Raw genomic sequence first — 12,799 nt, 5'->3', positions numbered from 1 at the left:
AACGAGAGCGACGGGGCTTCCGGTTCGCCCGTGCTGCGCATGGAGTCCGTCCGCAAGACCTTCGGCGGCACGGTCGTTTTGCGGGAGGTCGATCTGCAGGTCGCCCCGCACACAGTGACGGCGCTGATCGGTGCCTCCGGCTCGGGCAAGTCGACGCTGCTGCGCTGCGCGAACCTCCTGGAGGACATCGACGACGGCGCCATCTGGCTGGACGGCGAGGAGATCACCGACCCGCGCGTCGATCAGGACGCCGTCCGCCGCCGGATCGGCGTGGTCTTCCAGGCGTACAACCTCTTCCCGCACATGACGGTCCTGGAGAACATCACGCTCGCACCGCGCCGTGTGCACGGCGTGGACCGCGCGACGGCCGAGGAGCAGGCCCGCGAGCTGCTCGAGCGGCTCGGGCTCGGCGCCAAGGGGGCCGAGTACCCGGACCGGCTGAGCGGCGGCCAGCAGCAGCGCGTCGCCATCGTGCGCGCGCTGGCCGTACGGCCACGGCTGCTTCTCCTGGACGAGGTCACCGCGGCCCTCGACCCCGAACTCGTGGGCGAGGTCCTCGCCCTTGTCCGGGACCTGAAGGGCGACGGCATGACCATGGTCCTGGCCACCCATGAAATGGGCTTCGCCCGCGAGGTCGCCGACCAGGTCTGCTTCCTGGACGGCGGTGTGGTCCTGGAACGGGGCACGGCCGAGCAGGTCTTCGGCGATCCGCAGCAGGAGCGCACGCGTCGCTTTCTGCGCCGGATCGTGGAGGCGGGGCGGCTCTGAGACACAGGCGCTCGACGACGGAGGCCGGCTTCTCCCGGCTCAGGGCAGCAACGTGCTTCCCTCCGGTATCTCTGCCCAGCGCCGCGGCTCCACGAGCGTGCACAAACCAGTGGGAAGGCGGTAACGCCTCGTCGCCCGCTGGGCGGTAGGTACCCAGCCGGTGCGTCGCAGGCCGCGGCTCCCGCGGGGGTCCGCAGCGGTCGATGCGTCGAAGTAGTTCATGCGTCGATCGTGGCACCCACCACTGACAACCGCACTTCACCAGCGGCGTCCGTCTGGTGACGGCCCGTCACGTATCTTGCGAGCCCGCTGCTGCAAGTGCCGCGACCCGCTCCACCGCGAACGCGTACCCCTGTACTCCGCATCCGGCGATGACACCGTCGGCACGCAGGGAGACGTACGAGTGGTGACGGAACTGCTCGCGCTGGTGGATGTTGGAGATGTGGACCTCCAGCACCGGCAGGCCGTCGCAGGTGTTGAGCGCGTCGAGAAGCGCGATGGAAGTGTGCGAGTAGGCGGCCGGGTTGATCACGATCCCGGCGTGGTTCAGGCGCGCCTCATGGATCCACTCGACCAGGTCGCCCTCGTGGTTGGACTGCCGGAAGTCCACCGTGCCCCCGAGCGCGGCCGCCGTCTTCACACACAGGGCCTCGACGTCCGCCAGTGTGTCGGAGCCGTAGATCTCCGGCTGGCGCTGCCCGAGGAGGTTCAGGTTGGGACCGTTGAGGACCATGATCGGGGCGTTGGCGAGAGTGCGGGGCACAATTCCTCCGGTCCGTTGAGATCTGCCGGCCCAGGTCGGACCGCGGCTCAGCCCCGGTCTATCACGATGCGGCGGGTGGACGATGTCTCTTGGCCTTCGTCATGACGCACCCGCCGTGTCCGCCCTCGCTCAACCCCGGTGACCGGGTGGCCGTCGTCTCGCCGTCGGCCGGGCTTCCCCGCATCACTGTCACCTGCTGACGCCCCGATGCACCGGGCGCACGCCCGCCTCACCCATCCAGGGCGCCGAGCCCCCGCAAGCCCCCGTAACTCCCTGTCACGCTGGGTAGCTGACGCGACATGCGCGATGTACGCACCGTAAGGGCTCCCTCCCTGCTCCACCTCGCCGCCGCTTCGCTCGCGGGGACGGCCATCGAGTTCTACGACTTCTTCGTCTACGGGACCGCGGCCGCCCTGGTCCTCGGCCCCTTGTTCTTCCCGACGTTCTCGCCGGTGGCGGGCACGCTGGCGGCGTTCGGGACCTTCGGGATCGGCTTCCTGGCGCGGCCGCTGGGCTCGGTGCTGTTCGGTCACATCGGGGACCGGCGCGGAAGGCGGCCGGTGCTCGTGGCGTCCTTGTTGCTGACCGGAGCCGCGACCGTGGCGGTCGGCTGTCTGCCGACGTACGGGACGATCGGTACGGCCGCTCCCGCGCTCCTGCTCGCGTTGCGCTTTCTTCAGGGACTCGGGCTCGGTGGGGAGTGGGGCGGCGCGGTGCTGCTGATCGCCGAGCACGCGCCGGCCCGGCGCCGCGTGCTGTGGTCGAGCTTTCCGCAGGTGGGTCCCTCGCTCGGCTTCGTACTGGCCAACGGCGTGATGCTGGGGCTGTCGGCGACGCTGTCGGAGGCGCAGTTCGCCGCCTGGGGGTGGCGGATTCCGTTCTGGGCGGCGGGGGCCCTCGCGGTCGCCGGGCTATGGCTCCGCGGTTCGCTCGCCGAGAGCCCGCTCTTCCTGGGCCTCGAAGACCATGCGCGCGTGCGGCTCGTCGAAGTCGTGCGCCGGCACTGGCGGCTCGTCCTGCTGACGGCCGGGGCCCTCGCGGTCGGGTACGCGGTCTTCTATGCCGTGACGACCTGGTCGCTCGCGTACGCGACGGAGCGGCTAGACGTCGACCGCACGGTCATGCTGGCATGCGTCATGGGTGTCGTCGTGGCGCAAGGCGCCCTCACTCCGCTGCTGGCCCTCCTGGGTGACCGCCACGGACGGCGCCTCCTGTGCCTCACGGGCTGCGGTGGCGCCGTCCTGTGGATGTTCCCGCTGGTCGCACTGCTGTCGACGGGCAAGCCGCTGCTGATGTCCCTGGGTTTTCTCGGGGCGATGCTCGCCTTCATCACGATGTTCGCCGTGGTCGCCGCGTATCTGCCGGAACTGTACGAACCCCGGGTGCGTTGCACGGGCGCTGCGGTGGGCTACAACCTCGGAGGGGTGCTCGGCGGCGCTCTCACCCCGATCGTGGCCACCGCGCTGGTCGAGCACGGTGGCCGGGTGCCCTGGGGTGTCGGCGCCTATCTGACGGCCGTGGCCGTGCTCAGCCTGGGTTGCTTCGCGCTGCTGCCCGAGACCCGTCCCGTGCCGGTCGCCGTCAGGGAACCGGCACGCGGGTGAAGGACAAGGCCTACGGGGTGACCGCCAGCTCGAGGTAGGCCGCGAAGATCACCAGATGCACACCTCCCTGAAGGGGCGTCGCACGCCCGGGGACCACGGTCAGAGAACTCACGACCACGGTCAGAGCGAGCAGCACCATATGGACAGGGCCGAGACCGAGGACGAGCGGTCCGGAGAGGAACACGGACGCCAAGGCGACTGCGGGGATGGTCAGGCCGATGCTGGCCATCGCCGAACCGAGGGCGAGGTTGAGGCTCGTCTGGACCCGGTCGCGGCGTGCCGACCGCAGTGCGGCGATGGTCTCGGGCAGCAACACCAGAAGTGCGATGATCACGCCGACGACGGCCGGGGGCATGCCGGCCGCCGCAACCCCGGACTCGATAGTGGGCGAGACACCTTTGGCGAGTCCGACGACGCCGATGAGAGCGAGGCCGAGCAGGCCGAGACTGCGGGCCGCGGTCCGGGTGGACGGTGCGTGCGCATGGTCGTCCACCGTGATCACCTCCCCCTGCCGGGTGATCGGCAGGAAGTAGTCGCGGTGCCGCACGGTCTGGGTCGTCACGAACAAGCCGTACAGAACCAGTGAGGAGAGTGCGGCGAACGTGAGCTGCGGCCCGGAGAACTCCGGGCCGGGCTTGCTGGTGGTGAAGGTCGGCAGGACCAGGCTGAGGGTGGCCAGTGTCGCGACGGTGGCGAGAGCGGCTCCGGTGCCCTCGGGGTTGAAGACCGCGATCCCGTGCCGCAGTGAGGCGACCAGCAGGCTCAGGCCCACGACCCCGTTGCATGCGATCATCACCGCCGCGAAGACGGTGTCGCGGGCCAGGCTCGCGGTCTTGGCGCCGCCGTCCGCCATCAAGGTGACGATGAGCGCGACCTCGATGACCGTGACCGCGATGGCGAGCACAAGCGAACCGAAGGGCTCACCGACCCGGTGGGCGACCACTTCGGCGTGGTGGACCGCGGCCAGGACGGAACCGGCCAGCACCAATGTCACCAGAGGCACGACCGCAGCCGGGAGATGGCTGCCCCAGGTCAAGGTCAGCAGGACCACTGCGACCACGGGCACGATGGCCGTCCACCGCACCGCGAGGGACCGGACCCCGACGATCATGCAGCGATCCTCGCAGACGTACCCGGGGCCCGCATTTCCGGTCCTGTCGCTGTCGTTCCGCACGGTGAACTCGCGAGGGACGCTCGCGGGTTCGCCATGGCGCACCCGGTGATGTCGAAGCTCGGCACAGTCAGGCCTCGACGCTGTCCTTCGGAGCGCCCGCGGCGTTCTCCTCCGCGCCACCCGCTGCCGCCTGCTGCCTCCGGGAGGCCATCAGGCTGGTGGTCGTCGTGACGATCAGGACCGCGCAGATCACGCCGAGCGAGACCGGTATGGAGATCTCGGGTACGTGAACCCCGGACTCGTGGAGAGCGTGCAGCACCAGCTTGACGCCGATGAAGCCGAGGATGACCGACAGTCCGTACGAGAGGTGGACCAGCTTCTTGAGCAGGCCGCCGATGAGGAAGTAGAGCTGCCTCAACCCCATCAGGGCGAACGCGTTGGCCGTGAAGACGATGTACGGGTCCTGGGTCAGCCCGAAGATCGCCGGTATGGAGTCGAGCGCGAAAAGCACGTCCGTGGTGCCGAGGGCAAGCATCACGACCAGCATCGGCGTCATGACTCGCTTGCCGTTCTGCTGGATCCACAGCTTGGTGCCGTGATACCGGTCGGCCACGCCGAATCGGCGCTCGACGGCCTTCAGCAGCCTGTTCTCCTCGTACTCCTCGTCCTCCTCATCGGACCTGGCCTCCTGGATCAGCTTCCAGGCGGTCCAGATCAGGAAGGCACCGAAGAGGAAGAAGACCCAGGAGAAGGAGGCGATGATGGCGGCGCCCGCGGCGATGAAGACGGCCCGCAGCACCAGGGCTATCAGCACTCCGACGAGGAGTACGCGCTGTTGGTACTGCGAAGGCACCGCGAACTTCGCCATGATCAGGACGAAGACGAAGAGGTTGTCGACGCTCAGCGACTTCTCGGTGATGAAGCCGGCGAAGAACTCTCCGGCGGGCTGGCCGCCGCCGAAGACGAGCAGGCCGAGTCCGAACAGTCCGGCGAGGGTGATCCAGACGAGCGTCCAGATGCCGGCTTCCTTGATCGATACGTCGTGCGGCTTGCGGCCGATGAAGAAATCGACCGCGATCAGGGCGGCGAGGCCCGCGATCGTGAGGACCCACAGGGTCAGGGAAATATCCACTGCGCCTCCGGCAGTACGTCACGGCAGTTGTCAGCGTCGTCGCTGCCGGAGGTCTCTTCCACCCGCGGAACCGGAAGCGCATGGCGCGCTCGACGGCTGCGGGCCGACGCCCCGGGATCTGGCCGATCCGTATTGACGGGTACGCCGCAGCAGGTAGGGAGTACTCCCCTCCGTGAGAAAGAGAGTACCCGAATCACCAAGGAAAGGTAAAGGAATCGGTAAAGAAATACCCAAACTCGCTGGTCAGAGCACTTTACTTACTCTAGGTGAGAGTCCGTTACCGAGTCCGGGCCTCACCGGTTCCAGGAGCGGCGCGTCTCGGCGATCCGGGCGAGCACCTGATGGAGCACCTGGCTGCCCCGCGGAACACGCGGCGGCTCATACGTCCAGGCATGACCGACCCAGGGGTCCGCCAGGTGATCGTCAGGCCCAGGGGTGAGCCGCAGCAGCGAACGCCACAGCGGATCGAGCAGCGGACCGTAGGCGGCCGCGTCCTCCCGGTCGGCAACCATCATCAGATGGACACCCACGGCCGGTCCCTCGTCAGCGAGGTAACGCAGCTGGGTCACGGCGCGGTCGTCGAAGCCGTGGGGGAAGTCGTTCACGATCAGGAGCTGTTCAGCTGTGTCGAGGCCGGGCGGCAGCGCGTCGGCCGCCCCGCCGCGCACCGCCATCTGCACCAGGTCCACGCGCTGGGTCAGTCTGCTGAGCACGTCGGCCACGCCCTCGGCGCCGGCGGCGGGCGGAGCGGTCAGCACCCCCGATGTCACCAGGGGTGCGAGCGCCGGGGCCCCCGAACCTGCCGGGTCGATGACGTGCACCGCGAACTCCGCCGCCGGATAGACGGCGATCAGCCGGGCCGCGTGCGCCACCGCCGTCTCCATGGCGAGGCGGTGCAGTTCGTCCGGGTCCGCCAGCGCGTCCAGGGATCCGGAACGACCGCTGTCGATCCACAGCCCCCGCTCCAAGGGCAGTCTCATCAGCATGGGGATGTGAAGGCTCTCGCACTCGGGCAGGTGCAGATCACCGAGTCGCACGGCCATGGGGATCTCCATCGGCACCCGGTAGCCGTGCCAGACCGGGTTGTCCCAGCGCGCGAACGCAGGAGGCAGGGCGGGCTCGACGACGCCCGACTCAGCGATGAGCTGGGTGAGGTCGCGGTCGAGCGCTGCCCTTGCCTGGCTGACGAGCTGGGTGTGCTTGGCCTGCGCCGCCTGGCGTGCGGCGTCTCCCTGTCCGCCGATCCGGCTACGCGGATCGGACAGGACCTTGTCCAGCTCCTGCTCCATACGCGAATCGGCGAAGTCGACGGCACTGCGGTACGCGGCCGCTGTGCGCGCCAAGTCCTCGAACATGCCCCACACCTGGTTGTACAGCCGCTCTTCCATGGACCAGCCGGTCGCGTCACCGGCGACGGGCTGTGCCGGCTGCCCGGGCGGGGCGGGGGGTGCGGCCGGCGGGGGCGGCGGCGGTGCCGCCGACTGCCGGCGGGGATGGGTGTAGTCGATCGGGCCGTCGGATGCGGAGTGGGTGGCAGGGCTCGGCGCCCCGGTGAGGTCGTACGGAGATCCCTGTTGCGGCACGTCGGGCGCATTGCGCTGCGGCGGAACGGAGCCGGAGGCACCCTGAGGCGCCGCAGGAGCCGGCGTCGGCCGTGTCCGGTCGCTTTCCGGCAGACGCGGCGGAGGCGGTGCCACCGAGCGGGCCAGGCCCTGAACCACCGCCTCGTTGATGCTGCCCGCGAGTTGCCGGGCCTCGGACAGGCCCTGGTCCGTGAGGAGCTCGGCGAGCCCGCCCGCGTATCCCTGGCCGACCGCGCGCACCTTCCACGCACCCTGCCGACGGTAGAGCTCCAGCGCGATGACGGCGGACTCGGAATCCAGCCCGGTGATGGTGTAGCTGGCGACCTCGGCGCCGTCGAGCCCGGTGACCGCGACGAAGGGCGCGGCCACGGCGCCGAACCGCTGCGGGCCGCCCGTTCCCGTCGGCAGGGCGAGCAGCACCGTGACCCGGTGCACGATCTCCGGCAGAGCGTCGAGGTCGAAGGCGAGACGGTGGTCGGCCGCCGCCTGCCTGGAAACCTCCAGGCCCGGCAGTACAGGCGCGCCGGGGTGGGCCACCCACTCGGCGCCGCGTATCCTGCCCTCCGCGTCGCTGAGCGTGGCCCCCGCCACGATCGGCTTGCCGGCCGACACCCGGACCTCGAGTCGGGCCTGGGGAAGCGGGTGGTTCTGTCCCCGGACCAGTTCGGCCGTCATCGCCTTGTCCCCCTATGTCGCTTCGTGTCCCAGGCGTTCGACCGCCTACAGATGCGGCAGGATCGCCGGCATCAGGTCCTGGAAGGTGCGGCCGTTGGCCGGAGTACCGAGGGCCGTCATCGTCCAGCCCTCACCCGCACGGTGCACCTTGGCCATGATCTGCGCCGTGTACGCGCCGCCGCCCGCAAGGGTGTAGCGGGCCAGTTCCTGGCCGTTGGTCTCGTCGACAAGGCGGCAGAACGCGTTCTGCACCTCCTGGAACGTCTGGCCCGTGAACGAGTTCACCGTGAAGATGATCTGGTCGATGTGGACCGGGACACGCTGCAGGTCGACGAGGATCGCCTCGTCGTCCCCGCCCTGGCCCGCACCGCCGACGAGGTTGTCACCGGTGTGCCTCACCGATCCGTCGTCGCTCACGAGGTGGCGGAAGAAGACGACGTCCACGGGCTGCTTGTCGGCGAAGAGCACCGCGGACGCGTCAAGGTCGATCTCCCGGGTGCGCGTGCCGAAGAGGCCGCGCCGGGGAGCGGCCTGCCAGCCCAGCCCCATCCGCACCGCGGTCAGCGAGCCTCCGTCGTTCTTCTGCAGACTGATGGCCTGACCCTTGGTCAAGTTGACGGTCACGCGCTGTCCCCTCTCAAGCTGTCCCCGGTTGGCCGCGGAGTCCGCGGATTCCAAAACCCTACGCAGCGGCACTGACAGTGCCGAACCCCGGACCGCGCTTTGTGTCGGTCTTGCAACACACCGCGTGGCGGCCGGGGTCCGGGACGGGCGACGGGACGTCAGGCCAGGCCCGCCTCCCTCATCTGACGCAGTTCCTTCTTCATTTCGGAGACCTCGTCGCGCAGCCGGGCCGCGATCTCGAACTGCAGGTCCGCCGCGGCGGCCCGCATTCGTTCCGTCAGTTCCTCGATCTGCTCGGCCAGTTCGGTCGCGGGGCGGTCGGTGGGGACCGTCTCCTTGGCCTTGCCCTTGGCGGCCTTGGCTCCCTTGGCCCCCTCACGACCGAGCGAGGGCACGGGACTCTTGGCGGCCTTGCCGTCCTTGGCCTTGCGGTAGCCCGTGCCGAGCAGCTGCTCCGTGTCGACGTCCTCGCGGGCGATCTGCGCCACGATGTCGTTGATCTTCTTGCGGAGCGGCTGGGGGTCGACGCCGTTCGCGGTGTTGTAGGCGATCTGCTTCTCCCGGCGGCGGTTGGTCTCCTCGATGGCCTTCTCCATCGCCGGGGTGATCTTGTCGGCGTACATGTGGACCTGGCCGGAGACATTGCGCGCGGCGCGGCCGATGGTCTGGATGAGCGAGGTCCCCGAGCGCAGGAAGCCCTCCTTGTCGGCGTCGAGGATCGCCACCAGGGAGACCTCGGGCAGGTCGAGGCCCTCGCGGAGGAGGTTGATGCCGACCAGGACGTCGTACTCGCCCGCCCGCAACTCCCGCAGCAACTCGACCCGGCGCAGGGTGTCCACGTCGCTGTGCAGATAGCGCACCTGGATGCCGAGCTCGAGGAAGTAGTCGGTCAGGTCCTCGGCCATCTTCTTGGTGAGTGTGGTGACCAGGACGCGTTCGTCCTTCTCGGTCCGCTGGCGGATCTCGTGCACCAGGTCGTCGATCTGGCCCTCGGTGGGCTTGACCACGACCTCCGGGTCGACGAGACCGGTGGGGCGGATGATCTGCTCGACCTGACCGTCGGAGCGGGACAGCTCGTACTGTCCCGGGGTCGCGGAGAGATAGACGGTCTGGCCGATGCGTCCCTGGAACTCTTCCCACTTCAGGGGGCGGTTGTCCAGGGCGGAGGGCAGCCGGAAGCCGTGCTCGACGAGAGTGCGTTTGCGGGACGCGTCGCCCTCGTACATCGCCCCGATCTGCGGGACGGTGACATGCGACTCGTCGATGACGAGCAGGAAGTCCTCCGGGAAGTAGTCCAGCAGGGTGTTCGGCGCGGAACCGGGCTCACGCGCGTCGAAGTGCATCGAGTAGTTCTCCACCCCGGAGCAGGTGCCGATCTGGCGGAGCATCTCGATGTCGTACGTCGTGCGCATGCGCAGCCGCTGGGCCTCCAGCAGCTTGCCCTGCTTCTCCAGTTCGGCCAGCCGCTCCGTCAGCTCCTTCTCGATGCCGTTGATCGCCCGCTCCATGCGCTCGGGTCCCGCGATGTAGTGGGAGGCCGGGAAGACGTACAACTGCTGGTCGTCGCTGATGACCTCGCCGGTGAGCGGGTGAAGGGTGGAGAGGGCCTCGATCTCGTCGCCGAACATCTCGATCCGGACGGCCAGTTCCTCGTAGACCGGGAAGATCTCGATGGTGTCGCCGCGCACTCGGAAGGTGCCGCGGGCGAACGCCATGTCGTTGCGCGTGTACTGGATGTCCACGAAACGGCGCAGCAGCTGGTCGCGGTCGATCTCGTCGCCGACCCTGAGGCTGACCATGCGGTCGACGTACTCCTGGGGAGTACCGAGGCCGTAGATGCACGAGACGGAGGCGACCACGATCACGTCGCGGCGGGTGAGCAGCGAGTTGGTCGCGGAGTGCCGCAGTCGCTCCACCTCCTCGTTGATCGAGGAGTCCTTCTCGATGTACGTGTCCGACTGCGGGACGTACGCCTCGGGCTGGTAGTAGTCGTAGTACGAGACGAAGTATTCGACCGCGTTGTTCGGCAGGAGCTCGCGGAACTCGTTCGCCAGCTGGGCGGCCAGCGTCTTGTTCGGCGCCATCACCAGGGTGGGGCGCTGAAGCTTCTCGATCATCCACGCGGTGGTGGCGGACTTACCGGTGCCGGTGGCGCCGAGCAGGACGACATCCTTCTCACCTGCACTGACGCGCTTCTCCAGCTCAGCGATGGCCGTGGGCTGGTCGCCACTCGGCTGATAGGGACTGACGACCTCGAAGGGCGCCACCGTGCGTTCGATCTGTGAAACGGGCCGCATGTCACCACCGTACGACCCCGCACTGACAACGGGGACGGCTCAGCGGCGCTGCGGGGTGCGCAAGCCCCGGTGCACGGGGCGCTGCCCCGCGCGGGACAAGGGACGACGACCGGCGTGGACGATCTCGGGGTGGGCCGGAACGCCCGGCTTGCGCTCCACCGGGGTGCGGCGCGGCTGACCCATGACCATCTGCGGGTCGAAGATCACGACGACACCGGCAAGGCAGAGGAAGACGAGCGGACCGATCATGAGAGGGGCGAGCAGGGCGGCCGACGACTCACCGGCCGGAGTCCCGGACGAATGGTGGAGATGGACCGTGAGTGCCGCCATGCCCGTGTAGTGCATGCCGCTGACCGCGAGCCCCATGACCAGGCTCGCACCGACGCTCCAGAGGAATCCGCGGACCTGTCCGGCCGCCCAGAGTGCCGCAGTCGCCGCGACGACCGCTATGACGACGGAGGCGGCGACCGTGAGGGTGTTGTACCTGAGCTCGCCGTTCAGGCGCATCCCGGCCATGCCCAGGTAGTGCATGGAGGCGATGCCCAGACCGGTGATGGTGCCGCCGGTGAAGAGCGCCACGCCGGTCGTCCCCCAGTAGCCGACGATGAAGACACCCACGCCGACCATGACGATGGCGACAGCGAGGCTCGCGAACGTCATGGCCCTGTCGAAGTGAACGGGGGTCTCCTTCACGGAGAACCCCATCATCGCGATGAAGTGCATGGTCCAGATGCCGGACCCGATCGCGGCCGACCCCAGCGCCAGCCACCCGGCCCGCCAGGACTGAGCGACCAGCATCGATCTGGTGGTGCAGCGGAGACCGAGCGCGCCGCCCAGGCAAGCCATGAGGTACGCCACCACGGGGGTGACCAGTCCGTAGCTGAAGCCGTCGACGGTGCCTTGCATGCGCGACTGCCCTTCCCGCCCTGATACGTACCTGACTCGAAAAATGCCCCCCATCCCCAGGACCGCGTCGACGGTCAGGGTTGACGCAGAGAGTATGACTCGCGCCGGAACGCTCGAACGATTTTCCGGCAAAGAATCACGGCGCTGCCGCACTTGTGTGGTGCTTGTGTGCAGCACGGGGCAACTGCAGTCAATCTGTGTACTTCCTGCGTACGTGTCCCTTGACTCACCGTCGTCACTTTGATGCCGTGTGTCATCGACCGACGCCAGGAGTACGCATGCACGCGCGTGTTGCCGCCGCCATGACCACCGTTCTGTTCACGCTCAGCGTCGCCATACTGCCCACCCCCCGGGCCGACGCCAGAGGCGGTGACGGCACCGTCGTCGTCGCCCACCGCGGCGCCTCCGCATATGCGCCGGAGAACACCCTGGCCGCTGTCGACACGGCGTCCGCCATGGGCTTCAGCTGGGTCGAGAACGATGTGCAGCGCACCAAGGACGGCCGGCTCGTGGTGATCCACGACGCGACCCTGGACCGCACCACCGACGTCAAGCGTGTGTTCCCGCACCGAACCCCCTGGAGGGTGAAAGATTTCACCGCCGGGGAGATCGCCCGGCTGGACGCGGGCAGCTGGTTCGGCCGCCGGTACGCGGGGGTGCACGTACCCACGCTGCGTCAGTACCTTCAGCGCGTCTCGCACAACCATCAGAAGCTGGTCCTGGAGATCAAGAATCCGGAGCTGTACCCGGGGATCGAGCGCCAGACCGTGAAGCTGCTGCAGGACGAGGGCTGGCTCGACCGCGACCATCTCAGGAACCGGCTGATCGTCCAGAGTTTCAGTGCGGACAGTGTGCGTAAGGTCCATGAGCTGCGGGCGGGGATCAGGACCGCGTATCTGGGCACGCCACGAGTGACGGAGCTACCGGTGTTCGCCCGCTTCACCGACCAGATCAACGCGCGGTACACCAAGATCTCCTCCCGCTACGTCTCCGCGGTCCACGCGCTCAAGAGCTCGCACGCCCAGAGGATGAAGGTCTTCGCATGGACCGTCGACAGCGCGGACGAGGCCCGGCGGGTGGCCGGGTTCGGCGTGGACGGCATCATCACGAACGCGCCCGACGTGGTACGCAGAGCTGTCACCGCGTACTGATCCGCTGCGTCCGCGGGCTTCCGCGCGAACCGCTGGATGCCGCGCGTCCGCGAAGTACGGGAGGCTCGCGACCCGCGCCCGGGGCGTTGAGTTCCTAACGGACGTCAAGCAGATCGTGGTGATCTCGGGGCTTGGTTCGTAGGGTGGTTGTCGACGGGCCGGTTGCCGGAGCGCTTCGCGAC

Annotated in this window: 10 protein-coding genes; 3 read left to right on the top strand and 7 right to left on the bottom strand. The window is 68.6% G+C overall.

Features of this window, described 5'->3' with window-relative positions:
• Positions 1-39 precede the first annotated feature (39 nt).
• Positions 40-768 carry an amino acid ABC transporter ATP-binding protein gene (locus ABZ904_RS38005; protein ID WP_360996933.1) on the top strand — a complete coding sequence of 243 codons (729 nt, stop codon included), beginning with the start codon at positions 40-42 and terminating at the stop codon, positions 766-768.
• 289 nt (positions 769-1,057) lie between these two features.
• Here ABZ904_RS38005 and aroQ read toward each other — a convergent pair whose 3' ends face one another.
• Positions 1,058-1,531 (bottom strand): type II 3-dehydroquinate dehydratase, encoded by a 474-nt coding sequence (gene aroQ, locus ABZ904_RS38000; RefSeq protein WP_360996915.1) that lies wholly within the window; start codon positions 1,529-1,531, stop codon positions 1,058-1,060.
• A 299-nt stretch (positions 1,532-1,830) separates the two neighbouring features.
• On the opposite strand from aroQ, the gene ABZ904_RS37995 reads away from it, so the two are divergent.
• The gene (locus ABZ904_RS37995) at positions 1,831-3,135 is read left to right on the top strand and encodes an MFS transporter (protein WP_361828713.1); all 1,305 of its coding nucleotides are present in this window, start codon (positions 1,831-1,833) and stop codon (positions 3,133-3,135) included.
• A gap of 10 nt (positions 3,136-3,145) precedes the next feature.
• Here ABZ904_RS37995 and ABZ904_RS37990 read toward each other — a convergent pair whose 3' ends face one another.
• From ABZ904_RS37990 to ABZ904_RS37965, 6 genes are all read right to left on the bottom strand, one after another.
• On the bottom strand, positions 3,146-4,246 hold the full coding sequence (locus tag ABZ904_RS37990; protein WP_360996919.1) for an ionic transporter y4hA: 1,101 nt from the start codon (positions 4,244-4,246) through the stop codon (positions 3,146-3,148).
• 130 nt (positions 4,247-4,376) lie between these two features.
• Complete coding sequence (locus ABZ904_RS37985; protein WP_359392335.1) at positions 4,377-5,381, bottom strand: TerC/Alx family metal homeostasis membrane protein; 1,005 nt, start codon at positions 5,379-5,381, stop codon at positions 4,377-4,379.
• A gap of 293 nt (positions 5,382-5,674) precedes the next feature.
• On the bottom strand, positions 5,675-7,639 hold the full coding sequence (locus ABZ904_RS37980) for a TerD family protein (protein WP_360996921.1): 1,965 nt from the start codon (positions 7,637-7,639) through the stop codon (positions 5,675-5,677).
• Positions 7,640-7,684: 45 nt separating this feature from the next.
• Positions 7,685-8,263 (bottom strand): TerD family protein, encoded by a 579-nt coding sequence (locus ABZ904_RS37975; protein ID WP_359392329.1) that lies wholly within the window; start codon positions 8,261-8,263, stop codon positions 7,685-7,687.
• 158 nt (positions 8,264-8,421) lie between these two features.
• Complete coding sequence (gene uvrB / locus ABZ904_RS37970; protein WP_359392327.1) at positions 8,422-10,560, bottom strand: excinuclease ABC subunit UvrB; 2,139 nt, start codon at positions 10,558-10,560, stop codon at positions 8,422-8,424.
• 39 nt (positions 10,561-10,599) lie between these two features.
• Positions 10,600-11,466, bottom strand: a complete 867-nt coding sequence (locus ABZ904_RS37965; RefSeq protein WP_359392325.1) for an MHYT domain-containing protein — start codon at positions 11,464-11,466, stop codon at positions 10,600-10,602.
• A 278-nt stretch (positions 11,467-11,744) separates the two neighbouring features.
• On the opposite strand from ABZ904_RS37965, the gene ABZ904_RS37960 reads away from it, so the two are divergent.
• On the top strand, positions 11,745-12,617 hold the full coding sequence (locus ABZ904_RS37960; RefSeq protein WP_359392323.1) for a glycerophosphodiester phosphodiesterase family protein: 873 nt from the start codon (positions 11,745-11,747) through the stop codon (positions 12,615-12,617).
• Positions 12,618-12,799: the final 182 nt, after the last annotated feature.

This window comes from Streptomyces sp. NPDC046900 (genome assembly GCF_040644975.1).
Lineage (GTDB): Bacteria > Actinomycetota > Actinomycetes > Streptomycetales > Streptomycetaceae > Streptomyces.
The sequence above is the reverse complement of the archived record's forward strand: the minus strand, read 5'-3'. Positions and strand labels throughout refer to the sequence as shown.

Bases quoted from the DNA above. Each gene is read 5' to 3' on its own strand.
- ABZ904_RS38005 (WP_360996933.1), top strand. From the start codon at position 40: ATGGAGTCCGTCCGCAAGACCTTCGGCGGCACGGTCGTTTTGCGGGAG.
- ABZ904_RS37965 (WP_359392325.1), bottom strand. From the start codon at position 11,466: ATGCAAGGCACCGTCGACGGCTTCAGCTACGGACTGGTCACCCCCGTG.
- ABZ904_RS37960 (WP_359392323.1), top strand. From the start codon at position 11,745: ATGCACGCGCGTGTTGCCGCCGCCATGACCACCGTTCTGTTCACGCTC.
- ABZ904_RS37995 (WP_361828713.1), top strand. From the start codon at position 1,831: ATGCGCGATGTACGCACCGTAAGGGCTCCCTCCCTGCTCCACCTCGCC.
- ABZ904_RS37980 (WP_360996921.1), bottom strand. From the start codon at position 7,639: ATGACGGCCGAACTGGTCCGGGGACAGAACCACCCGCTTCCCCAGGCC.
- uvrB (WP_359392327.1), bottom strand. From the start codon at position 10,560: ATGCGGCCCGTTTCACAGATCGAACGCACGGTGGCGCCCTTCGAGGTC.
- ABZ904_RS37990 (WP_360996919.1), bottom strand. From the start codon at position 4,246: ATGATCGTCGGGGTCCGGTCCCTCGCGGTGCGGTGGACGGCCATCGTG.